Origin of the sequence: Enterococcus lactis, assembly GCF_015751045.1 — a bacterium.
Taxonomy (GTDB): domain Bacteria; phylum Bacillota; class Bacilli; order Lactobacillales; family Enterococcaceae; genus Enterococcus_B; species Enterococcus_B lactis.
Genome location: NZ_BNJW01000011.1, coordinates 52,252 through 76,274 on the forward strand (window position 1 = coordinate 52,252; position 24,023 = coordinate 76,274).

The 24,023-nt window shown below is 39.0% G+C and carries 26 protein-coding genes; 2 read left to right on the forward strand and 24 right to left on the reverse strand.

Features of this window, described 5'->3' with window-relative positions:
• Window positions 1-15 precede the first annotated feature (15 nt).
• The 11 genes from ftsZ to KFO35_RS07560 all read right to left on the reverse strand — a co-directional run bounded on the left by ftsZ (window position 16) and on the right by KFO35_RS07560 (window position 12,033).
• The gene (gene ftsZ, locus KFO35_RS07510; protein WP_002291854.1) at window positions 16-1,257 is read right to left on the reverse strand and encodes a cell division protein FtsZ; all 1,242 of its coding nucleotides are present in this window, start codon (window positions 1,255-1,257) and stop codon (window positions 16-18) included.
• A gap of 22 nt (window positions 1,258-1,279) precedes the next feature.
• Window positions 1,280-2,605, reverse strand: coding sequence for a cell division protein FtsA (gene ftsA / locus KFO35_RS07515; protein WP_002291855.1), 1,326 nt, complete (start codon window positions 2,603-2,605; stop codon window positions 1,280-1,282).
• A gap of 155 nt (window positions 2,606-2,760) precedes the next feature.
• Window positions 2,761-3,993, reverse strand: coding sequence for a cell division protein FtsQ/DivIB (locus KFO35_RS07520; RefSeq protein WP_167513738.1), 1,233 nt, complete (start codon window positions 3,991-3,993; stop codon window positions 2,761-2,763).
• A 14-nt stretch (window positions 3,994-4,007) separates the two neighbouring features.
• Complete coding sequence (gene murG / locus KFO35_RS07525) at window positions 4,008-5,096, reverse strand: undecaprenyldiphospho-muramoylpentapeptide beta-N-acetylglucosaminyltransferase (protein WP_002291857.1); 1,089 nt, start codon at window positions 5,094-5,096, stop codon at window positions 4,008-4,010.
• A gap of 25 nt (window positions 5,097-5,121) precedes the next feature.
• Window positions 5,122-6,483, reverse strand: coding sequence for a UDP-N-acetylmuramoyl-L-alanine--D-glutamate ligase (gene murD, locus KFO35_RS07530; RefSeq protein ID WP_002315409.1), 1,362 nt, complete (start codon window positions 6,481-6,483; stop codon window positions 5,122-5,124).
• A gap of 13 nt (window positions 6,484-6,496) precedes the next feature.
• Complete coding sequence (gene mraY / locus KFO35_RS07535) at window positions 6,497-7,459, reverse strand: phospho-N-acetylmuramoyl-pentapeptide-transferase (protein WP_002291862.1); 963 nt, start codon at window positions 7,457-7,459, stop codon at window positions 6,497-6,499.
• 25 nt (window positions 7,460-7,484) lie between these two features.
• Entirely contained in the window at window positions 7,485-9,677 is a 2,193-nt protein-coding gene (locus KFO35_RS07540; protein ID WP_002310275.1) for a penicillin-binding transpeptidase domain-containing protein, read from the reverse strand.
• Window positions 9,678-10,079, reverse strand: coding sequence for a cell division protein FtsL (gene ftsL / locus KFO35_RS07545; protein WP_002291866.1), 402 nt, complete (start codon window positions 10,077-10,079; stop codon window positions 9,678-9,680).
• Window positions 10,080-10,083: 4 nt separating this feature from the next.
• Window positions 10,084-11,043: a 16S rRNA (cytosine(1402)-N(4))-methyltransferase RsmH gene (rsmH, locus tag KFO35_RS07550; protein WP_002291868.1), complete on the reverse strand. Its 960-nt coding sequence runs from the start codon at window positions 11,041-11,043 to the stop codon at window positions 10,084-10,086.
• Window positions 11,044-11,063: 20 nt separating this feature from the next.
• Window positions 11,064-11,495 carry a division/cell wall cluster transcriptional repressor MraZ gene (gene mraZ, locus KFO35_RS07555; protein WP_002291870.1) on the reverse strand — a complete coding sequence of 144 codons (432 nt, stop codon included), beginning with the start codon at window positions 11,493-11,495 and terminating at the stop codon, window positions 11,064-11,066.
• A 169-nt stretch (window positions 11,496-11,664) separates the two neighbouring features.
• A complete protein-coding gene (locus KFO35_RS07560; RefSeq protein ID WP_002291871.1) occupies window positions 11,665-12,033 on the reverse strand; it encodes a DUF3397 domain-containing protein in 369 nt (122 codons plus the stop codon).
• A gap of 170 nt (window positions 12,034-12,203) precedes the next feature.
• Here KFO35_RS07560 and KFO35_RS07565 point away from each other — a divergent pair, with 170 nt between their 5' ends.
• Window positions 12,204-13,160: a magnesium transporter CorA family protein gene (locus tag KFO35_RS07565; protein ID WP_002291874.1), complete on the forward strand. Its 957-nt coding sequence runs from the start codon at window positions 12,204-12,206 to the stop codon at window positions 13,158-13,160.
• 72 nt (window positions 13,161-13,232) lie between these two features.
• The gene (locus KFO35_RS07570; protein WP_002291876.1) at window positions 13,233-13,349 is read left to right on the forward strand and encodes a DUF4044 domain-containing protein; all 117 of its coding nucleotides are present in this window, start codon (window positions 13,233-13,235) and stop codon (window positions 13,347-13,349) included.
• A gap of 55 nt (window positions 13,350-13,404) precedes the next feature.
• Here the strand turns inward: KFO35_RS07570 and recN are convergent, their stop codons facing one another.
• From recN to KFO35_RS07635, 13 genes are all read right to left on the reverse strand, one after another.
• A complete protein-coding gene (gene recN, locus KFO35_RS07575) occupies window positions 13,405-15,087 on the reverse strand; it encodes a DNA repair protein RecN (protein ID WP_025477278.1) in 1,683 nt (560 codons plus the stop codon).
• Between the two features lie 17 nt (window positions 15,088-15,104).
• Window positions 15,105-15,554, reverse strand: a complete 450-nt coding sequence (locus tag KFO35_RS07580) for an arginine repressor (RefSeq protein ID WP_002291879.1) — start codon at window positions 15,552-15,554, stop codon at window positions 15,105-15,107.
• A gap of 106 nt (window positions 15,555-15,660) precedes the next feature.
• Window positions 15,661-16,479 (reverse strand): TlyA family RNA methyltransferase, encoded by an 819-nt coding sequence (locus KFO35_RS07585; RefSeq protein ID WP_002315411.1) that lies wholly within the window; start codon window positions 16,477-16,479, stop codon window positions 15,661-15,663.
• Between the two features lie 8 nt (window positions 16,480-16,487).
• The gene (locus KFO35_RS07590; protein ID WP_002315412.1) at window positions 16,488-17,378 is read right to left on the reverse strand and encodes a polyprenyl synthetase family protein; all 891 of its coding nucleotides are present in this window, start codon (window positions 17,376-17,378) and stop codon (window positions 16,488-16,490) included.
• 1 nt (window position 17,379) lies between these two features.
• Window positions 17,380-17,604 (reverse strand): exodeoxyribonuclease VII small subunit, encoded by a 225-nt coding sequence (locus tag KFO35_RS07595; protein ID WP_002286657.1) that lies wholly within the window; start codon window positions 17,602-17,604, stop codon window positions 17,380-17,382.
• Between the two features lie 4 nt (window positions 17,605-17,608).
• A complete protein-coding gene (gene xseA / locus KFO35_RS07600) occupies window positions 17,609-18,946 on the reverse strand; it encodes an exodeoxyribonuclease VII large subunit (protein WP_002315413.1) in 1,338 nt (445 codons plus the stop codon).
• Window positions 18,947-19,801, reverse strand: coding sequence for a bifunctional methylenetetrahydrofolate dehydrogenase/methenyltetrahydrofolate cyclohydrolase (locus KFO35_RS07605; RefSeq protein WP_002315414.1), 855 nt, complete (start codon window positions 19,799-19,801; stop codon window positions 18,947-18,949).
• A 96-nt stretch (window positions 19,802-19,897) separates the two neighbouring features.
• On the reverse strand, window positions 19,898-20,347 hold the full coding sequence (gene nusB, locus KFO35_RS07610; protein WP_002286662.1) for a transcription antitermination factor NusB: 450 nt from the start codon (window positions 20,345-20,347) through the stop codon (window positions 19,898-19,900).
• The gene (locus KFO35_RS07615; protein ID WP_002291889.1) at window positions 20,340-20,765 is read right to left on the reverse strand and encodes an Asp23/Gls24 family envelope stress response protein; all 426 of its coding nucleotides are present in this window, start codon (window positions 20,763-20,765) and stop codon (window positions 20,340-20,342) included. Before KFO35_RS07615 ends, nusB begins: the two co-directional genes overlap by 8 nt.
• Window positions 20,766-21,011: 246 nt before the next feature.
• A complete protein-coding gene (locus KFO35_RS07620; protein WP_002315415.1) occupies window positions 21,012-22,076 on the reverse strand; it encodes a M24 family metallopeptidase in 1,065 nt (354 codons plus the stop codon).
• Window positions 22,077-22,248: 172 nt separating this feature from the next.
• A complete protein-coding gene (locus KFO35_RS07625; protein WP_002291892.1) occupies window positions 22,249-22,494 on the reverse strand; it encodes a GlsB/YeaQ/YmgE family stress response membrane protein in 246 nt (81 codons plus the stop codon).
• A 137-nt stretch (window positions 22,495-22,631) separates the two neighbouring features.
• Window positions 22,632-23,006, reverse strand: coding sequence for a DUF956 family protein (locus KFO35_RS07630; RefSeq protein ID WP_002286668.1), 375 nt, complete (start codon window positions 23,004-23,006; stop codon window positions 22,632-22,634).
• 82 nt (window positions 23,007-23,088) lie between these two features.
• The gene (locus KFO35_RS07635) at window positions 23,089-24,003 is read right to left on the reverse strand and encodes a PTS system mannose/fructose/sorbose family transporter subunit IID (protein WP_002310262.1); all 915 of its coding nucleotides are present in this window, start codon (window positions 24,001-24,003) and stop codon (window positions 23,089-23,091) included.
• Window positions 24,004-24,023: the final 20 nt, after the last annotated feature.

The window sequence follows — 24,023 nt, forward strand, 5'->3', positions numbered from 1 at the left end:
TGCTCTTCCTCTCCTTTATTTTTTACGACGGAAAAACGGTGGCGTATTTAATTCATCATCGCCATGAGATTTTGTTTCTTCGCGGTTGAATGTATCAAATTCTTTTTTTTCGATATTGTCAAAATTGGAATCATCAACTCTAGGACGAACATTTTGTTCACGTCTGATATCCCAATCGCCAAAACTGTTTTCTTCTTCTGCAGAAGTTGGTTTAGCTTGATCCATATCTAATACAGTCTTTTGAGCAGGTGATTGCATTTGTGCTTGTCTAGCTGGACGGCTAGACTTGCGCTCCTTTTTTGATTCATCGATACCTGTTGCGATGACCGTCACGCGGATTTCATCGCCCATTTCTTCATTGATAGATGTACCTAGAATAATATTTACATCGCCAGTTGCTGCATTTGCTACGATATCTGAAGCATCTTGTGCTTCAAACAATGTCATATCCAAACCGCCTGTGATGTTAAGAAGTACTTGTTCCGCTCCATCAATAGATGTTTCAAGCAATGGAGAGGAGATTGCTTTTTTCGTTGCTTCTACTACGCGATCTTCTCCACTAGCTACACCGATTCCCATCAATGCTGTACCTTGGTTTTCCATCACTGTTTTCACGTCAGCAAAGTCGAGGTTAACGTAACCTGGTGCCGTAATCAAGTCAGAGATACCTTGTACACCTTGACGTAAAACGTTATCTGCTTCACGGAAAGCTTCAAGCATTGGTGTCTTTTTATCTACAACTTCTAGTAAACGGTTATTTGAGATAATCAATAATGTATCGACATTTTCTTTCAAACGAGCGATACCTTCTGCAGCAAAACGGCCACGTTTAGGTCCTTCAAAAGTGAACGGACGTGTAACGACACCAACGGTCAATGCGCCCAGTTCTCTAGCGATCCCTGCAACGATTGGCGCAGCACCTGTACCAGTTCCTCCACCCATTCCTGCAGTGATGAAAATCATATCTGCACCGTCTAAAGCTTCTCGTAAGGATTGTTCACTTTCTTCTGCCGCTTTTTGTCCAACTTCTGGTTGAGAACCAGCCCCTAAACCACGAGTATATTTTGGTCCTAATTGGATAACTGTTTCAGCTTTTGAATTTTTTAATGCTTGCACGTCTGTGTTGGCCGTAATGAATTCAACACCTTTGACGTTTTCTTCAATCATTCGGTTCACAGCATTTCCACCGCCACCGCCGACTCCGATGACTTTGATTACTGCGCCGTCATTGATATTATTATCAATTGAGAATTCCATATCTTATTCCTCCCAGGATGAATTAATCAAAAATATTTGTAAAGAAACCCTTGATTTTATTTTTTACATTTTCTCCGGATTCTTTTGGTTCCGGCTCATCGTAGACTGTTTCTTCAGGTGCTTCATAGCTTTCATATGTGTTTGTTGTTTCTTGTTCAACTACCATTTGACGAGCTGCTGAGGTCTCACCTGTAACAGCAATTTTTGCCAATTGATACACTTCGCTCAAGTTTGCTGAATAATCAACGATACTTATTACATTTGTAAATACCGGGTTTCTCAGTCCCATGTGATTTGGAACATACAGTTTCACATTTACGCCGAAGATTTCTTGCGCCAAGTCCACAACACCTGGAAGACTAGCAGCTCCGCCTGTCAATACGACGCCACCTGGCAACTCTAATGCTTCGATTTGGTCCAATGCATCTTTTGCTTTGTTGAAAATCTGTTCCATACGAGCTGAAATAATTTCTGACAAATAGCGTTCATCGACTTTCACTGGTTCTGACTGGCCAATTACATCTACTGGAAACTCTTCATCTGGTGATGTCCGTTCTGGATATGCATCCCCGTAATTTATTTTCAACGCTTCTGCATTGTTAAAAGACGTATTTAATACAATAGAGATATCTTTAGTGACAAATTCGCCACCTTCTTGGTCGAGACTGGTAAACTTCAATTGCTTATCATGCATAACAGCTGTTGTCGTTTGGCCACCACCCATATCAATAACGATCGTACCAAAATCTTTTTCTCCGTCAGAAAGAATTGATTCTGTCAGCGCTAAAGGAGTAATAACCATTTCATTGACGATTAATCCGGCGTTTTCCACGCATTTACGTATGTTATGGATGATCGTTTTTGGTCCGGTAAACAACAGACCGTACATTTCTAATCTTACGCCGATCATTCCACGAGGGTCTTTGATTCCCTCGAATCCATCGACAGTAAAATCTTGTGGCAAAATTGACACGATTTGACGTTCAGGAGGTATTGAACGAACAAGGGCAGCAGAAGCCACATTTCTGACATCTTCATCGGTGATTTCCTTTGAATCTCCGTTAACTGCAATCATTCCCTGGCAATTTTCTACTTCAAGCATGTTTGCTGGCAAACCGACACTTACGCCTTTGATCTGGATACCTGCTTTTTCTTCTGCTTGTCGTACTGCTCGTTGTATCGCTTGGACCGTTTTATCGATATCAACGATAATGCCTCGGTTAATCCCTTCTGATTTTGCGTTTCCTACTCCAATAATATTCATTTGGCTGTCGATATATTCAGCCACGACAACTTTAACAGATGTCGTTCCAATATCAAGGCCTACATACATTCCTGTTTTTGCCATGAATGGGATTCCCTCCTACTTACTATTCCATATACAAGCGAACAACTAGCGTCCGTTTTAAAATATACTTATTAATAGATATATTCACTGCTTTCAATTCTACCATAAATTACTGGTTTTTAGAAAGTACATTCTTACTTTTTAAAGTTGTTTTATCAATTTTCATTTAAACTTGACGGAGTTGTACTTGGATTGTCTTCTATTTGACTTGTTTCACTTGAATTATTTGAATCAGATGAGCCGTTTGTATCAGACGATTCAGGTGTATCTGCTGCTTGCGTTTCTGCCTCTTCACTTGACCCATTTGTTTGATCCGCGTTTTCTTCACTTCCAGTTGTTTCTTCCGTTTGGTCCGATTCTGCCGTTTCTTGAGTACTGCTGTAAGGATATGAGTAGATGCCAACTTCCATGTCGATCACACCTTTTTCATCTATGTCTTTGGCTACTTGCGAATAATATTTCATTTGGTTCGCAAGATTATTGATATTTACAATGACTTGATTGCCATCATTCATGTTCAATTGGATCAGGTTTTTATTACTTGCTCTTGGTGTATACTTGATTTCAGAGATTGCTTTTTGCAATTCTGATGATAACTGATTGTATTGCTTTGTTAATTCTTTGATTTTTGCTGAATCTTTGAACTCTTCTAAGATAGGGAGATTTTTTGTAGGATTTGCTACTTTTTCATCTAATACTGTTCCATTTTCAATTACTGGATAGTATTGATTATCTTTTGCAATCAAAGCGATTTCTTTGTATTCTGTCACATCCAAATCGAACTCATTTATCCCTTTGAAGTGTATAGCTGCTTTTTCGATTCTCGGCTGTGCTTTTTTTAGCCGTTCGATATAAGTGGATCGATCGAAATACTGCCCCCAGACATTTTCTCCCAATGACAATTTGGTATCAGAGATGATTTCCTGACTGTTGACTACCTTATTACCTGACACTGCAACTGCTTGTAGCTTGCTATAAGGAGAAACATAATAGATCAAAAAAATCAGCGGTATGCCCAATACAGTAATAATCAATGCTAACCGACGAAACAGTACTTTATGCCTTTGACTTTTTAAATTGGGGAGACGATTCAAAAAAGAACCGTTATACGGGCCACCGTTTTTCTTTTGCTTGATCTCTTCAAAAAATTCGATTTTTTTCTCGGACTGGCTTTCTGACTGGCTTGTTTCTTGCTGTTCCTCTTGAACCGTTCTTTCTTCTTCAGAATCTGAAAGGGGTGTGTCTAATGGTGTGTCTTCTTTTTTTGGCTCTTGGTTTTTCATCCCTTGTTCTGCCAGATATTTTCGGTTAGCCTTTTGCCAAGGAGTCAAATTGTTTTCATCAGAAGACGAATGAGACAATTTTTTAGGTTCTTTTTTCTTACTCACTAAGACCACCGCCTTTATTTTTTGATTATTTGATTCACTACGTCATAAAGACGTTTTGAAGCATCAGGGATGCCTTGTTCTTTAGAAGCTCGGCACATTTGCTTTTGCAATTCTTCATCATCCATGATTTCGTTAATTGTCTGACTTAGTGATTCACCCGTTAGCTCATTATCCGCAATCATTTTTGCTGCTCCTGCATGAACAAGACTCATTGCATTTTTAGTCTGATGATCATTCGTAACATATGGACTGGGAACAAGCACTGCCGGAAGCCCCAAAGCTGTAAATTCTGCGATCGAAGTTGCACCAGCACGTCCCACTAGCAGATTGCTCGAAGCCATGACTTCTGCCATGTTTTTGATGTAAGGCTGGACACTAATGTTTTGTATTTCAGGATTTATTTTATTTAGGATTTCTTCATAATATCTTTCTCCTGAAGCATACAAGACTTGATAAGAGGAAGGAATATATTCACTTAAAAAAACCGATACCGCTTGATTGATTTTAAGTGCTCCTTGACTGCCGCCAAAAATCAAGACTGTTTTCTTTTCTGGATCCAACCCAAATGTTTTCAAAATATCTGATTTTTTAGTATCTGCTACTTCTTGTGCTCGAGGATTACCTACAAGGACTGATTTGTTTTCAGGAAAAAAAGGAGCCGCATCTTTGAATGAAAGAGCGATCCGATCCACATATCGGCTTAAAAATTTATTGGTAACACCTGGTACACTGTTTTGTTCATGGATAATAGTTGGAATTCCCATTTTTGATGCAGCATACACTACCGCTCCGGATACATATCCTCCAGTACCGATAACGATATCTGGTTGAAAATCACTGAGGATTTTTTTTGCTTGACGGATACTCTTAAGAAACAATCGGATTGTCTTGATATTATGCATGGAAATTTTTCGTTTAAAGCCTTGAATCTCCAAAGTATGGAAAGGCATTCCTGTATCAGGGACAATTTTATTTTCCAGACCACGTTTTGCTCCCACATACATGAATTCAGCATTCGGTTCTTGAGTCTTCACATAATTGACAAAGGCAAGAGCCGGATAAATATGTCCTCCCGTTCCTCCGCCTGTAACCAAAATTTTCATTTTTTATCGCTCGCTTCTACTTTTTCTATTTTAATTGATTCACAGCTTCCATGAATCGGTTTCCTCTAGTTTCAAAATTAGGGTATTGATCCCAGCTGGCATTCGCTGGTGATAATAAAATCACATCACCATCTGTACTGTTTTCTAATGCTAAAGGAACTGCTTGTTCTACAGAATCGGCTGTTACTATCGTTTCGATGCCTGCTTTTTTTCCAGCATCGATCAATTTTTCTTTTGTTTGACCAAATACGATCATTGCTTTGATTCCTTTTAGTGAAGGAACCAATTCATCAAATGTATTTCCTCTATCTAATCCGCCTGCCAATAACACGACCTTAGCCGTTTCAAATCCGCTTAGAGCCATTTTAGTCGCTAAAATATTGGTTGCTTTTGAATCATTATAAAATTTTCTGCCTTGAATCTCTCCTACATATTGCGTACGATGCGGCACGCCATGGAATAAATGCAACGTTTGTCGTATAGCTTCATTTGATACACCATACAATTTTGCTACAGTAATAGCAGCTAGCGCATTTTCTACATTATGCGTACCTGGTACGCCAAGTTCAGAAATTTCCATTATTTTTTCTTTTCTATAATAAATTGCGTGATCGTCAGCATACACACCGTCTTCCAACACTTCTTTTGTCGAAAAAGGCAGGACGCGTGCTTTTGTTCTTTGCGCTAATTCTTGTAGTTCTGACTGATTCCAGTTAAGAACCAGATAATCTTCAGCTGTCATATTTTTTTGAAGGTTCCATTTAGCTTTGACGTATTCTTTTCTTGTGCCATGATAATCAATATGTGCTTCATAAATATTGGTGATCACCGCTATATGAGGATGGAAATCTGTGATTCCCATGAGTTGAAAACTAGATAACTCCATCACGATTTTATCTTCTGGTTTCGCTTCTTGCGCGACACCACTTGCTGGATACCCAATATTTCCTGCTAAACGGGCAACTCCTTTGTCTACGCCTGCATTCAGTAGTAGTCCAGTCATCGTTGTTGTCGTGGTTTTTCCATTCGTTCCTGTAATCCCAATAATTGGGCATTCCGCTACTTCGTAAGCTAGCTCCACTTCCGTAATTACCGGAATACCCATTTCTTGGGCTTTTGCTACTAAAGGATGGCTGTAGGGAATCCCAGGATTTTTGACCATCAACGAAAATTCTTCATCTAGTAATTCGATTGGATGACTGCCTGTTATTACTTTTATCCCTAAAGAAAGCAATTCTTGTGCTTCCGGATTTTCATCAAAAGGTTTTCCGTCATTAACGGTGACAAGTGCGCCCAATTCATGTAATAATTTGGCCGCACTTACTCCGCTTTTTGCGAGTCCTAAGACAAGCACTTTTTTATTTTCATATGTTGATATTTTTTTCATTTCCTGTCATCTCCTACCAAACGATCCATAATGTGATCAATGAAGTCACAATGCTGATCAACCAAAAAACTGTATCAATCTTCCACTCCGACCATCCGCACATTTCAAAATGATGGTGGATTGGAGACATTTTAAAAATTCGTTTTCCCGTAAGTTTAAAGGATGTAACTTGAAGCATCACACTTGCAGTTTCCATAACATAAATCAAGCCAATCAAAAGCAATGTCCACTCTTGGTTCAGCATCATAGAAATTGCCGCTAAAAGTCCGCCCAAAGCTAATGAACCAACATCTCCCATAAAAATCTTGGCAGGTTTCCGGTTATAGACGAAGAATCCAAGTAAACCACCTAAGACACTGAGACAAATGATTAATACATCATACTGATGCTGATGCCAAGCAATCAGACCGTAAGCTGCAAAAGAGATGCTGCCTAAGCCAGCAACTAATCCATCGATACCATCCGTCAGATTGACCGCATTTGAAAATCCAACAAGCCAGAAGATAGCGAAAACCCCATAAATGATTCCTAAAGGCAGATCCAGCCCAAAGAAATTCAATACACCTGGATAGCCTTCAGAACGGTAAACAAGATAAAAGATGATTCCCCCTAGAACCTGTCCAATCAGTTTCTGTTTCGAGTTCAGCCCCATGTTTCTTTTCTTGAAGATCTTTATAAAATCATCAAGAAAACCAATTACTCCATATAATGCTAATACAAAAAGCAAGATGAAAAGAGTAGGAGTCAGCTGTTTTTGCCAAGCTCCAACCCAAATCCCTGTCAAAATAGAGCCGATCAGAAACACTAAGCCGCCCATTGTAGGAGTTCCGGCTTTGATATTATGCCACTTTGGTCCCTCCTCGCGAATCGCCTGACCTTGCTTTTTCATTTGAAAGTAACCAATAAATAGCGGCATTGCGGCAATCGTCATTGCACAACTGCTGACAATGGGAATCAATGCTTGTGTCCATTCCATGCTCTTTTCTCTCCTATTTCTCTTCTTATTCTTCTAAAGTAAAATTAAGTTTTTCTTTTGTGATTTTTTCATATGGAGCAAGTTCTTGTTTGACACAATAACCATCCCCATCAAAACTAACTTCGATACCAAGGATTTTCCCTAGCTTCATGATATCTGCTTTTGACCATCCAGTTACATCAGGCATCAGCTTGTCGCCGCCAGTATATAGAATCAGTTTTTCTCCAGAGATCAACTGATCACCGTTGGCAGTAGATTGTTTTTGTACTTTTTTCCCGTTACCGATAACGACAGGTTGCAGTCCGCTTTTTTGAGCATCCGCTGCTGCAACATCTGCTTCTAGATTACGATAATCGGCTACGGATACTTTTTCTGTTTTGGTTTCTGTATCCGTATCTTCTTCAGTTTCTTTAAAATCCATTGCCCGTTTCATCAATGGATTTGCGATTTTAGCCAAAGCCATTCGATCATATGTCTTAGGGTGTTTCATTGTTAGATACAAGACATAGTCTGGATCTTCAGAAGGAACCATCTCCACAATCGAATACAGGTAGGCTGTATCTCCTGTTTGGTATCCCCCTGTATCAGAAGCGATTTGGGCTGTTCCGGTTTTTGCCGATACATTGTATCCAGGTACACTATATACGCCATAAGCACTACCGTAGTTTTCGCTTTCGACAACATCTCTCATATATTCACGGACTTTTTCTGTTGTTTCTTTTGAAAAAGGTTGTCCTAGAACTTCTGTTTGAGTTGTTCGCTCTTCTCCAGTTTGAGGATCCACTACTTTGCTGATATATCGAGGTTGAATCATTGTACCGTTATTCGCAATAGAAGTGAAAGCTTTCATCATTTGGAAATTCGTCACACCTACCGCTTGTCCATAAGCACTCATTGCTCGGTCGACAATATTTGATGTAGGCAAAGCACCATTTACTTCGTCATCTAATCCAGAATGGGTACTTTGTCCAAATCCTAGTTTTTGTAAATAATTGTACCATCGTCCGCCTAATCGCTGTTCCAGTATGACCATCCCGACGTTACTTGACCATGAAAGAGCTTGACGCATGGTCAGCACACCTTTTTCACCAAAGTCATGGTCATTGATCGTCGCATCTTCTACTTGGATTTTTCCAGATTGGAAGGTTTCATTCTCGTTGAATTCTCCTTCTTCGATAGCGGCTGCAGTAGTGAAAACCTTCATGGTTGATCCTGGCTCATAACTATCTTGTACCAAGAAATTACGCCAGATAGCATCTTCTCCAGTCAAACCTTCCATTGTTTCGGGATTGAAAGTAGGACGCTGCCCCATCGCCAAAATCTCTCCAGTTTTTGCTTTCATCAAGACTGCTGTCAATTCTTCCGGTTGATATTCTTCATTTACTTGATCCATCAGTGTTTCCAAATAACTTTGTAGTCTACTGTCCAAAGTCGTGTAGATATCTTGTCCATCAACAGCTTTTTCTTCTTCTGCTACTGTACCTGGCAGAGGATTTTGAAAATTATCTTTTTGATAAATAATCTTACCATCTTTACCGCTCAAAATATCATTGTAAGCAGACTCCAAACCTAGTTTACCAACTAAGCCATTCTCATCTTTGTCTGGAACTGCATATCCGATAAAATGAGAAGAAAAGACGCCATTTGGATACATCCGAGCCTGATGGTCGACAAAGTAAAGACCAGCGACACCTTCTTTTTTCATATCTGCTTCGATGTTTTGCTTGGTTTCTTGGGAGATATTTTTCCCATAGCTACCAAATTCAACTTGATATAGCTCTTTTTTTGCGCCGTCTTCTAAAATATTCAGTGCATCTTTTTTGTCTATAGAAAGATTCTTATGCAGGATTTCTGCTATTTTATCAAAATTCTTTTCTTCGACATACAGTTTTTTATCCCCAGAAGTATATGTTTTTGAGAGTATCGCTTTAATTGAATAAGAGGAGGCATCTTCTGCGAGCGCCACACCGTTACGATCATAAATCGTTCCTCTTTTTGCTTTTACTACTTCACTTCCTTGGTACAACTGTTTTGTTTTTTCAGCTAATGAGGTACCAGCAACATGACCTCCAATAACGATATACGAGAAACGGACGGCAAATAAAAAGAACAATCCAATACTCGTAGCAAATAAAATGATACCTACTTTTTTGCGATTGTTCATCGGATTTAGATTTTTCTTTTCCATAAACCGCCGAATTTTATTTTTAAGACTCATTTACTTCACTTTCCTTAAATTGTCGTCATTAATAGACAATCCTTTTTCTTCTGCGATTTGTTTAATCCGTTCAGTACGAGAAAGTTCATTTTTTTCTTGTTCTAAACTCGTTTTTTCTTGCTTTTTATCCTTGATTTCTGTTTGTATTGATGTGATTTCTTTTTCAGCTCCGCTGATATTTGTACGCAACATGACTGTTAAAACACACAAAGCAACAATAGCAATCGCCACGCTTGCCACAGCAATTTTTTCCAAAGCAGAAATCTGCTTCAATCGTTTTGCTGGTGATTGTGGAAGAATGATTTCTTGATTCGAAGAAGAATCTGGCATTTGTTGTTCTGGCTGATCCACCAATTCAGGTAAATCATATTCGTACTCTTGCATTTTCTTTAATTCTGCCATCATTCTACTCCTCTTTCATTCTTATTTTTTCTGCAATACGTAACTTTGCACTGCGTGATCGATTGTTTTCTGCTAACTCTTCCTCTGAAGGAAGGATTGGTTTACGAGTAATGACTTTCAGTTCCGGTTGAAATTCGTCAGGTATGACAGGAAGTCCCGGTGGTAAATCTTGAACCGTACTATATTCTTTAAACATACTTTTGACAATTCTGTCTTCTAATGAGTGGAATGTGATCACACTGATTCTTCCATTGACTTTCAATAACCGGATTGCCTGTTCTAAAGAGGCCTCTTCGGCACCAAGTTCGTCATTTACTGCAATCCGCACAGCTTGAAAAATTCTTTTTGCAGGATGCCCGCCTTTTCTTCTTGCGGGAGCTGGGATGACTTGTTTAATGATTTCGACAAGCTCACCAGTTGTTTGGATTGGTTTTGTTTTTCGTACTCGTTCGATTTCACGAGCAATTTGTTTGGAAAATTTCTCCTCGCCATAGCGGAAGAAAATCTTTACTAATTCATGGTAGGAATATTCATTAATTACGTGATAAGCGGTTAAAGGAGCTGACTGATCCATACGCATATCCAAGGGTGCATCTTGATGATAACTAAATCCACGTTCTGCTTCATCTAGTTGAGGAGAGGAAACCCCTAAGTCATACAAAATACCATCTACCTTATCTACATACTCACTCAAGCGTTCTTCTAATTCTCTGAAATTCGCTTTGATAAATGTGACCATCCCTTGTTCGACATAAGAAGCTAAACGCAGCTTGGCGTGATCGATTGCTTTTTGATCTTGGTCAAACGCATACAGGTGCCCTTTAGAACTTAGTTGGCTCAATAAATATTCACTATGTCCGGCACCGCCGAGTGTACAGTCTACATAAACGCCATCCGGTTTGATGTTCAATCCATCTACCGTTTCTTTCAACATGACTGTATAGTGTTGAAATGTTTCAGTCATTAGTCAGCCTCTTCCTATTCTTATAGTCCGAAATCAATCATATTTTCAGCAATTTCGTCAAAATTCTCTTCTGCTTCTGCAGAAAAATCTTCCCATCGTGTCTCATCCCAAATTTCAATTCGGTTAGATACGCCGATGATTACGCACCCTTTTGTCAAAGCTGCATAATTTCTTAACGTGCTTGGTATATTGATCCGTCCTTGTTTATCAAGTTCGCATTCAGTGGCAGCCGAATAGAAGAATCGCACAAATGTACGTGCGTCTTTTTTAGCCAACGGCATTTCGTTCAGCTTAGCTTCCAGATTTTCCCATTCGCTCATCGGATAGCCGAAAAGACAACCATCCAATCCGCGTGTCAGAACAAACTTTTCGCCAAGTTCTTCACGAAGTTTTGAGGGAACGATTAAACGTCCTTTTGCATCAATATTATGTTGGAATTCACCCATCAACATTGAAAGCCCCCCATTCCTCCACTAACTAAAATTAGTCTACCACAATCCCCCACTTTCTACCACCTTTTCTAGGAAATCCGGGAACAACTTTTTTTATTCATAAACATTTTTTTAAGAATCAAGCTGCAAAAAGCCTTTTAAAAGACTTTTTACAGCTTTTCTGCTTTTTTCATAGGTAAGAAAGTATATTCACAATGATCAAGACCGCGTACAAGACGATCGTCAGCAGAAATACCAAACGCCAAGTCATCTTGAAATAACGCGGATAAATGATTTCTTCATAATAATATGCTTGAAAAACAGCAATACAGATGCCCATTAGTAAAACAGAAATAAAGAAAAACGGCAGGATAGAAATTGTCGCTGTGTTTCTAGACAACGCATGCATACCGCCCCACAAAAAAGGAATCGCCAAATCAGGGGCTTTTATTTTAAAACGACGATTTAACGAAAATAATTTTACAAGAAATTGGCAACCAAACAAAACGATTACCGGGTAAATATACCAAAACAAGATAAGTGGTGTGAATGTGCCCATGAACGTAAACTCCTTTTTTATCGTTGCTTCAAGTATACTGTATATACTTTACACAACTGTTTCATTTTATTTAAATTTATGCAGTTATATTCTATATCTTACAAACACATTCCATGTATTCCAATCCCCTATCCGTTATAATAAAAGAAACAGGCAACAGGAGGAAAATCATGATCAAATATTTTACATTAGATAATGAGAAACTGCGTAATACCGGAAAGGAAACTGACCAAACGATCTGGTATTGTGTAGAACGTCCCAATCAAGAAGAGATTCATCAGCTGACACATCAATTTGAAATTCCGTCAGATTACATCACTTCCATATTGGACGATGCAGAAAATTCCCGTACAGAAGAATTCAATCAATCAAAGTTGACAAAACCAGCGTTATTATTGTTACAATATCCGTTTGCTAAAACAAGTCCTAGCGGTTATTTTCAAGTGGATACATACCCGCTCTCTATCATTTTGACGCCCAAAAAGAAGCTTATCACAATTACGAATCATGAACCACTATTTTTAAAGAAAGTCTTTAGTCAAACCTTTCCAAAAAGCGATGTTTCACCCAATCTCAATATCTTCTTTCAATTCATCTGGCAGGTTACACTGTCTTATAACAGTTATTTAGCTACGCTTCAATCTCAATGCGATACTTTGGAAGCCAAACTTCAAGTATCAACTGAAAACAAACAACTTTATCAAATCATGGATATCCAAAAAAGCCTTGTTTATTTCAGAGAAGCGACTTCTGCTAATTTAGATGCATTGAAAGAATTAGCGCAAAATAAACTTTTCCAAGAAAATCATGCGTTGAAAAACCATCTGCGTGATGTATTGGTAGAAACAGAGCAAGCAATGACTACTTCTCGCATTCAATTAAAACTAGTAGAACAAATGAATCAGACTTTTTCAGCAATTGTATCGAATAATTTGAATAATATTATGAAAATTTTAACTTCTTTAACGATTATATTAACTATACCAACAATCATCGGAAGTATCTATGGGATGAACATCAAGCTACCCATTGCTGAAAGAGATGATGCGTTTATCTGGCTAGTCCTATTAACATTATTTATTTGTATCGTAACTACCTATTATTTAAAAAAAGGGAAGTTTTTATAAAAAAGACCTCTTGTAGAAAAGACAAAAAGATTGTACACTTGGATTAACTAATTAATTACGAGGTTGAAAACAATGCGTGAAAAAAAACAAACAAGTACTTTTGCTAAAGTAACAAAATTTGTCATTTGGACGATGCTGATTTTAACGATTGGGTCTGTTGTCTTGACTGCTGTCATGAGTGTCATGTAAAAAATAAAATATAGCTATCAGCTGCTAAAAAGGACCTGAACCACTACGAGGTGGATCAGGTCCTTCTTGCGAGTTGCAATAGTTCTTTTGCATGTTCGAGTGTCAGTTTTGTAATCTCACTTCCAGCTAGCATGCGTGCAATTTCTTCTTCTCTTTCTTTTGTTTTCAATTCTGAAACAGAAGTTTGCGTACGACCATCAATCACTGCTTTCACGATATAATATTGATAGTCGGCGACTGCGGCGACTTGCGGTAGATGAGTGATGCACAAAACTTGAGAGTATTTCGATATTTGAGAAATTTTATCCGCGATGGCTTGTGCAACTCTTCCACTTACACCTGTATCCACTTCATCAAAGATAATACTTGTCATACCTTGCTCAGAAGAAAAAATCGTTTTCAAAGCCAGTAACATCCGAGATAATTCGCCGCCAGAAGCGACTTTCACTAAAGGCTTCAGCGGCTCTCCTGGATTGGTCGTAATGTAGAATTCGATTTGGTCAAACCCATCATGATTCAATTGTCTGTTTTCTTCTTTTAAGAAACGTACTTCAAACTCAGTGTTTTCCATATACAGACTTTTTAATTCATGCAGAATGGATTTTTCCAATTCTTTTGCGATTTTTTTACGCGCTTCATGAAGATCTGCGGCTTGTTGCTGAAGTAGAAGCTCTTTTTGCTCTAGTTCCTCTTTCATTTTGTCCAATTGACCTTCTGAAAAATCAGAAGAAGCTAGCTCTTCGGTGATTTCGTCATAGTAAGCCAATATCGACTCAATGGATTCGCCATATTTGCGTTTCAACTGTCGGATTAATTCTAGACGTTGAGTCACTTCTTCTAAACGGTTCTCATCTAACTCCAACAAATCGATTTGACGACTCATGTCTCCGATTGCATCTTGTAACAAATAGTAAGCACTTTGGATATTTTCATAAATTGCTTCATACTCCACATCTAGATGTGCGATCCCTTGCAATTCTGCAACGGCCAAGCCAACGCCATCTACACTGTTTTGTTCATTATTCGTCAGTGCTCCGTAGCCTGCAGCTAATCCATCAGCAATTTTTTGATAATTGCTAAGTTTTTCTCTTTCTTCTTTTAATTTCTCTTCTTCTCCGACTTGCAAATCAGCAGCAGCTATTTCTTCTTGCTGGAAATGGAGCATATCTATTCTCTGAACATAGGATTTTTCATTTTGCTGCACTTTTCGTACCCTTTTTTCCAGCTCACGATAAGAGGTATATTCTTGCTGATAACTCTTTTTCTTCTGTTGGAAAGCTGCATCTCCAAAACGATCCAATAAAGCAAGATGTGATTCAGGCTGGAGCAGTTCCTGATGTTCGTTTTGCCCTTGGATATCCACTAAATAACTGCCGATTTTCCTTAGATTAGCTAGCGTGATGATGTGACCATTCACTCGGCAAACATTTTTTCCAGTCAACGACATATCTCGTCGAACGATCAGATTGTCTTCATCCGTTTCGATACCTAATTCAACCATCAATTCAGAGAATCCTTCTTGTTTCGGAAGTTCAAACAATCCTTCAAGAATGCATTTTTCTGCGCCTTGACGTATATAATCGCTTGAACCTCTTCCTCCTGCTAACAAACCTAAAGCATCGATAATGATGGATTTACCCGCACCAGTCTCTCCGGTCAGCGCGGTCATTCCTTCGTGAAAAGAAAGCCGCAATTCCGGAATAATCGCAAAGTTAGTAATACTGATTTCTTGTAGCATCACATTCGCTCCTCAACTTAAAGGTAATGCAGGAAGTCTTTCTTTAGTAAAACTGCCTGGTCTTCAGTTCGTGTAATCATCAAAACATTATCGTCATCATTGATAATCGAAAATAATTCTTTCTTGTAGCGCTTATCGATCAAATTCGCTGCTGCCGAAGCATTCCCCGGCAAAGTTTTCAAAGTAACAAATTTTTCCATTTGGTCAACTGCTACGAAAGCGTCTTTTAACAGTTTTTCCAATTTAGTATTTACATCTTCATTTGTTTCAGCTGGTATACTATAACGGTAGCCGCCATCTGAGGCCGGTACCTTAATCAGTTTTAGTTCCTTTATATCTCTGGAAATCGTAGCTTGAGTAACAGATATTCCTTTGCTTTTCAGGATTTCAACAAATTCTTCCTGCTTTCGGATATCTTGCTCACTCAACAATCGAGTAATCAAACGATGCCGATCTTTTTTTCTCATTACGTCTTCGCTCCTTAGCTTATTCTTCTTAACCAATGATAGCTTATTTCCTTGGTATAATAAAGAAGAATCCGCATACTTCTCACTTGATTTTCACAGTTACAATTTATTTATGGTCAAACTGTTCGTGTGCGTTTGAAACCACTTCTGCCATATTAATAGCTGGATTGATCGTGCCGCTTTCAGGTACCTTCCTCAAGTGAGCCAAGAACTCGATATTTCCTTCTCCCCCCGTGATTGGAGAATAACTTACTTCCAGCACATCATATCCACCTTGTGCCGCAAATGACAAAATGTCTTCTAAAACTTTTTGATGGGTCTGTGCGTCACGAACAATTCCGTTTTTCCCTACAGCTTCTCTGCCTGCTTCGAATTGGGGTTTGATTAAGGCAATCACTTCTCCCTCTTCTTTTAAAATAGCATGTAATGGAGGCAGCATCAGTTTTAGTGAAATAAAAGAAACATCGATGACAGCAACTTCTGGAATCCCTAAGGTAAAGTCATCGGGTTTTGCATAACGAAAATTCACTCTTTCCATTACGACGACTCTAGGATCTTGTCTGATTTTCCAAGCTAGCTGATTGTAACCGACATCTAAAGCATAACTCATTTTAGCGCCATTTTGCAAAGCTGCATCAGTAAATCCGCCAGTGGAAGCACCGATATCTAACAATGTTTTTCCTTCAACAGATAGATCAAATGCTTTGAGCGCTTTTTCTAATTTTAATCCACCCCGAGAAACATAAGGAAGTTTTTTACCTTTGACTCTTAATTCACTACTTACTGGAATTTTTTCTCCCGGTTTATCAAACCGCTCGTTTTTTTCGTTGTAAATCAAACCAGCCATAACTGAACGTTTGGCTTGTTCTCTTGTTTCAAATAATCCTTGTTTGACCGCTAATACATCTACGCGTTCTTTTTCCATTCTTTCCCTCATTTCTCCACATCAAATTGCTTGATCATCTGGCGCATCAGCCCGCCATCAAAAGAAAAAACGTCCTCTTCTAATTTGTCTATGATCTTATTAGCGGATAACAACTCAATCTCCAACGCCTCATGTGTCTTTTCTAGTCCTAATAAACGCGGGTAAGTGTTTTTTTCCATACGTTCATCTTTGCCAGCTGTTTTCCCTAACGTTTTCGTTGTACCAATCACATCAAGTAGATCATCTCTTATCTGGAAAGCCAAACCTAAATGTTCGGCTAATCGTTGAAGTAGCAATAAGATTTCTTCAGGTTGCTTCGCTAATATACCTCCAGCTAGCAAGGCATAACGAATCAAACGTCCTGTCTTTCTTTCATGAATAAATGCTAATTCCTCTAATGAAAGCTTTTTTGATTCTCCTTCGATATCTGCAGCTTGTCCAGCCACCATACCTTGTGACCCCGCACAAACAGCTAATTGCTGAAGCAACAGAAGCTTAGGAGAATGACCCAAGTGTGCCATACTGATCAGCTGGAATGCGCCTGTCAGTAAACCATCTCCAGCCAATATAGCTAACGCTTCGCCGAATACTTTGTGATTGGTAGGTTTTCCCCTTCGAAGATCATCATTGTCCATCGCAGGCAAATCATCGTGGATCAAGGAATACGTATGCACCATTTCTAAAGCAGCTGCTACTTGATAGACGGGAACATCGATAGGCTCATCAAAGGAAGCAACGGCCGCTAAAAGTAATAAGGGACGGATTCTTTTTCCACCTGCTTTCACTGAATAAGTCATCGCATCACAGAGTGCTCTATCCGTCGTATGTTCATCTAAAAAAGACAAGATTTCTTTTTCTACAGCAGGTAGATGAATAGCTGAAAAGTCAGTTAATCTCATCTCAGCTTTCCTCGTTTCCGTCAAAATCAACTTCTTCATTTGATTCTGTCATCATTTTCGTCAAAGTTTCTTCTGCTTTAGCTAAGGTATCTTGGCAATGTTTGCTTAATTCCATTCCTCGTTTAAACGAATCTAGAGCTGATTCTAATGGAACGTCTCCTTGTTCTAGCTGCATGACGATTTTTTCTAATTCTTGCAGTGACTCTTCAAAAGTTGGATTTTCCATATTCTTATTCTCCTTTATCTATCTCTTGTACTTGTCCTTTAACGATTCCATCTTGATAATGGATTGTCAGCAAATCCCCTTGATGAATCTCGGAGACACTTTTTACTACTTGATCATTTAACGTCGTATAGCTGTAGCCTCTTCCCATGATTTTCAATGGACTCAACAAATCAAGAGATTGAACAGCTTGAGCAAAACGCTGCTGCTGTTGTTTCATATATTGTTGGATTTTCTCTTCTAAACGTTTTTCTAGATAAGCAGTTTCTTGGCGGGCTGCTTTGACTCGATAAAGCGGAGCCACTTGTTCCAATTGGTGGCTTAACGCGATCGTTTGCTTTTCTTTTGCATGATAAATCTGCTGTGTAGCTTGATATAATCGCTGTTTCAATTGATCTAATTTGATGGTCTGTCCTTCATACAATCTTTCAGGCTGCCGAAAGACATAGGAACGTCGAGCACGCTCGAACCGTTCTTGTTTGCGCTGGATCTGGCGTACAAACGCCTGCTGCAATCTAGCTTGCCGTTCTTGAATGCGCATCAACTCTTCTGACAAAACAGGAACAGCTAATTCTGCAGCTGCTGTTGGAGTAGCAGCCCGAACATCTGCTACTAAATCAGCGATCGTGGTATCTGTTTCATGTCCCACAGATGAGATCACCGGTGTATTGGCTTGATAAATCGCTCGGGCAACCCGTTCTTCATTAAACGGCCACAAATCCTCAATCGATCCGCCCCCACGACCAATGATCATTGTATCAAAATCGCCCATCTCTTCTACTCGTCGGATATTTTTGACAACATTGTCCGCTGCTTGATTCCCTTGTACAACGGTTGGGAACAAAACCAATTGGACAATTGGATACCTTCTTTTCACCGTCGTGATGATATCGCGTATAACCGCTCCGCTTGGACTGGTAAGAATCGCGATTCGCTTTGGGAAACGCGGCAACATTTTTTTAGGACCTTGAAAAAGGCCTTCCTTCATCAGCTTTTCTTTTCGTTCTTCCAATTCTTGATATAACGCACCTATTCCATCAGGCTCCATGTGCTCTACATAGATTTGATACGAACCTCCCGCTTCATAGAGTGAAATACGCCCAACAACAAGGACTTTCATTCCTTCTTTTGGCTGGAATCGTAATTTTTGGAATGCACCTTTGAACATAATAGCAGATATTTTTGCATGATCATCTTTTAAGCTGAAATATTGATGGGCATTGGCGCGTAAACGGAAATTCGATATTTCACCGGTTAAATATACCCGTTCTAAATAAGGATCGGCATCAAATTTACGTTTCAAATACCTCGTTAATGTAGTGACAGTTAAATATTCTTGTGCCATTTATTCACCTGCTCCAAAAGCTTCGGCAGATTTTACGGTTTGATACATCAGCATTGTGATAGTCATTGGCCCTACACCCTTTGGCACAGGAGTGATCCAGCCTGCAATAGGCTCCACTTCATCAAATTTCACATCACCGATCAGCTTACCGTTAGCATCACGGTTCATCCCTACATCGATCACTACAGCACCTGGTTTTACGAATTCTTTTGTGACAAAATGTCCACGTCCTATCGCTACGACTAAGATATCTGCTTCTTGTGCCAGTTCAGCCAGATTTTCGGTTTTAGAATGAGCAACAGTAACAGTTGCATCTGCCATCAAGAGCAGCTGAGCCATCGGTTTGCCGACGATATTGCTTCGTCCGATAACTACTGCTCGTTTACCCGCCGGATCGATAGAATAAGCTTCAAATATTTTCATGATGCCATATGGCGTACAAGGAATCTTGTCCGGTTTACCCGCAAGGAGTCTGCCTAAATTCATTGGATGAAAACCGTCTACGTCTTTTTCAGGACGGATAGCTAACAGGATCTTTTCTTCATCTATATGCTTTGGCAATGGTAATTGGACCAATATACCATGAAATCTAGGATCTTGATTGTATTTTTCGATTTCTGCAAGTAGTTCGTTTTCAGAAATCGTCTCAGGATAACGCTCTACTGATGAATGGATTCCGATTTCTTTTGCTACGCGTTCTTTATTTCTTACATAGGTTTGACTGGCTGGATTTTCCCCTACCAATAAAACAACTAATCCGGGATGGATACCATTATCTTTCAATTTTTGGATTTTTTCAGCAATGTCTGCCTGCATTTTTTCAGCTAATTCTTTTCCGTTAATCAATTCTGCCATCTAACCACTCCCAGATATTTTTTGTGTTTTCATTCTACCATAGAATTTTCCCGATTTATAACAGGTTTATGATGATTCACAGAAAAAAGCTAGGACTTACGCCCCAGCTTCTAATTCTTTTAATACATTGGATAAAACACCGTTGACGAATTTACGCGAACGGTCATCACTAAATGTTTTTGCCAACTCAATTGCTTCATTTAAAGCAACAGCCGCTGGTACATCTGTCACATAAGTCATTTCAAAAATCGCGATACGCAAGATCACCAAATCCATTTTTGAGATCCGATTGATATGCCAATTGTTTTTCAAATGTTTTTCGATTACTTTATCCAATTCATCTTTTTTTGCACAGACACCGCCAACTAGCGTATCAAGATAAACAGGAACAAACTCTGATTCATCTTCATTGATCATGTCGCGGTGGTCTAATTCGATTGCGTTGAAAATCGCATCTTCTTTTGTTAGGTCTGCATTGAAGTCTAACGGAAATAAAGCCTGCAATGCCATCTCCCGAATCTCGTGTCTTGATAATTCTTTATTCATTCTCTTCCTCTTCGTCTTCAAAAAGTTCTTCGATTGTTGGTTGTTCTAATTTTTCAGGAACAACAGCTACTACATGGATATTGACTTCAGCTAGATCGATATCTGTCATGAAAAGGACTTGCTGGCTAACCCGTTCTTGCATTTCCATTGCAACTTTAGGAACTGAAACACCATATTCCAGGTAGCAGTAAAGATCTACTTTCAAGCCATCTTCCTCATTTGCCAAGTAAACACCTTTTCCGTGAGCTGCTCGTCCTAATAATTCAGTGACATTGCTGGCAAAAGTTCCGCGCATTCCATATACGCCTTCTACTTTAGAAGCAGCAATCCCGATGATTACTTCGATGACTTCAGGAGCAATCACGATCTCTCCCAAATCTTGGTTTGCGTTTAAAATCAAATTTTTTTCATCTGCCATTTATTTATTCCTCCCTTTGCCTAAGCACGAGATACATCCGAATTCTCTATGATGCGGCTATAATGATCATTTGGTAAAAAAACTGCCGCCGATCAGCTGCAAATTGCTATGAATTGGAGAAAATATCCAACTTTATTATCTCTTACAGCTTAAAAGTTCTTCTATAGTGTATCATTAAATCAAGCGATTTTCTATAACAAAGTCTGTGAACACTGATTTTTACGCTTACTTCTTTTATGGACGAGACTATAAGATGATCAATTCTTTTGGTGAACGAGTCAATACACGATTGCCATCTTCTGTGATCAGCAAATCGTCCTCAATACGTACCCCACCGATTCCTGGTAAGTAGATCCCTGGCTCGTCAGTAATTACATTTCCTGGTACAAATTGCTTTTCCGCACGAGAAGAAACATTCGGTCCTTCGTGGATCTCCAGACCGATCCCATGTCCTGTAGAATGTCCAAATGCTTCACCGTAACCATGTTTTGAAATATAATCTCTAGCAACTGCGTCTAATTGTACACCAGTCATTCCTGGTTTCGCAGCATCAATAACCGCTAATTGCGCATCTAGAACTACTTGATATATTTCTTTTAATTTTTCTCCAGGATCACCAATAGCGAATGTACGTGTCATATCAGAAACATACCCTTCGTAATAGCAGCCAAAATCCAACGTGATCAAGTCACCTTGTTCGATGAGTTTCTTGCTTGCTACACCATGCGGCATAGCCGAACGCAATCCGCTAGCAACGATCGTATCAAAAGAAACACCTGAAGCGCCAAGAGAACGCATATAAAAGTCTAGTTGATTTGCGACTTCAATCTCAGTCATGCCCGGTTGGATCATTTTCAGGATGTGATCATAAGCCATATCCGCAATATTACATGCTTTTTCGATAATGGCGATTTCTTCTTCATCTTTCACTTCTCTAAGTTCTTCAATCATCTGTGAAACAGGTACTAATTCCGCATCGATGATTTCTTCTAAAACCGAATATTCTAAAAATGAGACTGTTGTTTCCTCAAAAGCTAATGAGTGCAGTTCTTCTTTGCGTACTAAGTTTGCTACCTCATCAAAAATAGGTCCGACATTTTTAATAATTTCAAACCCTTGAGCCTGCGCTGCCGCCTGCTCGGTATAACGAAAATCAGTAATAAAAAATGCTTTTTCCAAAGTAATAACAGCTAATCCTGTCGTACCTGTAAAGTTCGTTAAGTAACGAAGATTGTACGGACTGGTAACCAAAAATGAATCCAAATTTTCTTCTTGCATTTTTTTGCGCAATTTTTCTACACGTAGCATCATAATGAAACTCCCTCTTTCTTTGCACGCTTTTTTCTATTATAGCAAACTTTTCTTCGTACACGACAGTTAAATAAAAATTTCCGGAAAACTTCTTTTTCTTTTAAAGAAAGAAAGCCAAAAAGGAGTCACAGTCTCGCTGCAACTCCTTTTAGTTTACTATTTTGTAAAAAACTTATGACCGTTTTCCAAAGAAAAACGAGACAACTGCTACCAAAATCACTGCGCCTAAAATAGATGGAATAAGTGCCATACCTGCAGCTTTTGGTCCCCATTCGCCGAAAATCGCTTGTCCAATACTTGAACCAACTAATCCAGCAATGATATTCGTGATACAGCCCATCGAATTTCCTTTGCTAGTGATTGCACCTGCAATCGCTCCGATCACAGCTCCAACAATCAATGTCCATAACCAACTCATAATATAACCTCCTTCTTTGCTAATCAATTTTAGCATAAGGGATTTAAAGGGGACAAATAATTGGTTCTGCTATTTCATATTTTCTTCTGCAAAGTAAAAAATAAAGAAAACCTCCCCTTAGAAGTTTTCTTTATTTTTTATTTGCGTTTAAACATGCTACGGATACCACGTTTCACTACATCAAAGAAACTCAATGACTGTACCATTCTATCTTCATCTACATATTCTCTGATCGCACGAAGTACTTTTTTAGGTTCTTTGGAAGAAAATGTGTATGTACCATTTTTTTTCGTTTGAATGGCATATCGAGGAATCCATTTTCCTTTTAGCATGACCGATGCTAGTACATAATCCACTTCTTCCCATGGAATTTGGATATATTTGCGTCTATCTCGCGCATGGTAAAATTCAAAGCCATTATCGCCTATCATGATTTGTCCGTAATCTGTCAGCCCCGTAAATGAAGTAGCGTCAATTACTAAGTCTACTTTTGTATTGATTGATTGAACCATTTTCTCCCTCCAAATATCTGTTTATTCACAGTATACTATATAAAAAAAGCTCGGGACAACGCCCGAGCTATATTTTTATGGATTATAAAAGTCCGATGACGTGTCCTACAACACCGACTACGAATAAGCCAAGGATAATAACGATTGGAGAAACTTTTTTCTTAAGCAACCACATACAGAACAATGTTAATCCTAATGCAGCTAAACCAGGAATCAATTGGTCTAAGTTGTCTTGTAACGTTGTTACCTTTTCAGGAGAAAGGGCTAAGCCATTATTAACTTGTTCAAATGCACTCTTGATTCCTTCACCACCTGAAGGTAATTTATCCCATTCGATGTAAGCACCTTTATCTAATTTTACAGTTGATACAACTGGTAAGAATTTGATTGATACCCATCTTTGTACCAAGGCAGCTAATACGAACATCCCTAAAATAGAAGCACCTTTTGTTACGTCTTGTAATAATCCGCCAGAAAGGTCATCCGTAATTTTAGAACCAGCTCTGTAGCCGAATTCTTGTGTATACCACATGAATGCCCAACGAATAATGTTCCAACCTAAGAAGAAGATGATTGGTCCAAGGATATTTCCTCCCATAGCTAATGAAGCACCTAGTGCACCTAGCATTGGACGTACTGTAAACCAGAACACTGGGTCACCAACACCAGCTAAAGGACCCATCATACCTACTTTAACCCCTTGAATCGCTACATCATCAACAGGTGCGCCATTCGCACGTTCTTCTTCCAGTGCCAATGTAACCCCTAAAATTGGAGAAGCAATGTATGGGTGTGTATTAAAGAATTCCAAGTGACGTTTCAATGCTGCAGAACGTTCTTCTTTTGTTTTGTATAATTTTTTGATTGCTGGAATCATAGAAAATGCCCAGCCACCGTTTTGCATACGTTCGTAGTTCCATGAACCTTGAATGAAGGTAGAGCGCCATGCAACAGCTAAACGATCTTTTTTTGATAATTTGATTTTTTCTTCTGCCATTTTATTTTCCTCCTTCAAGA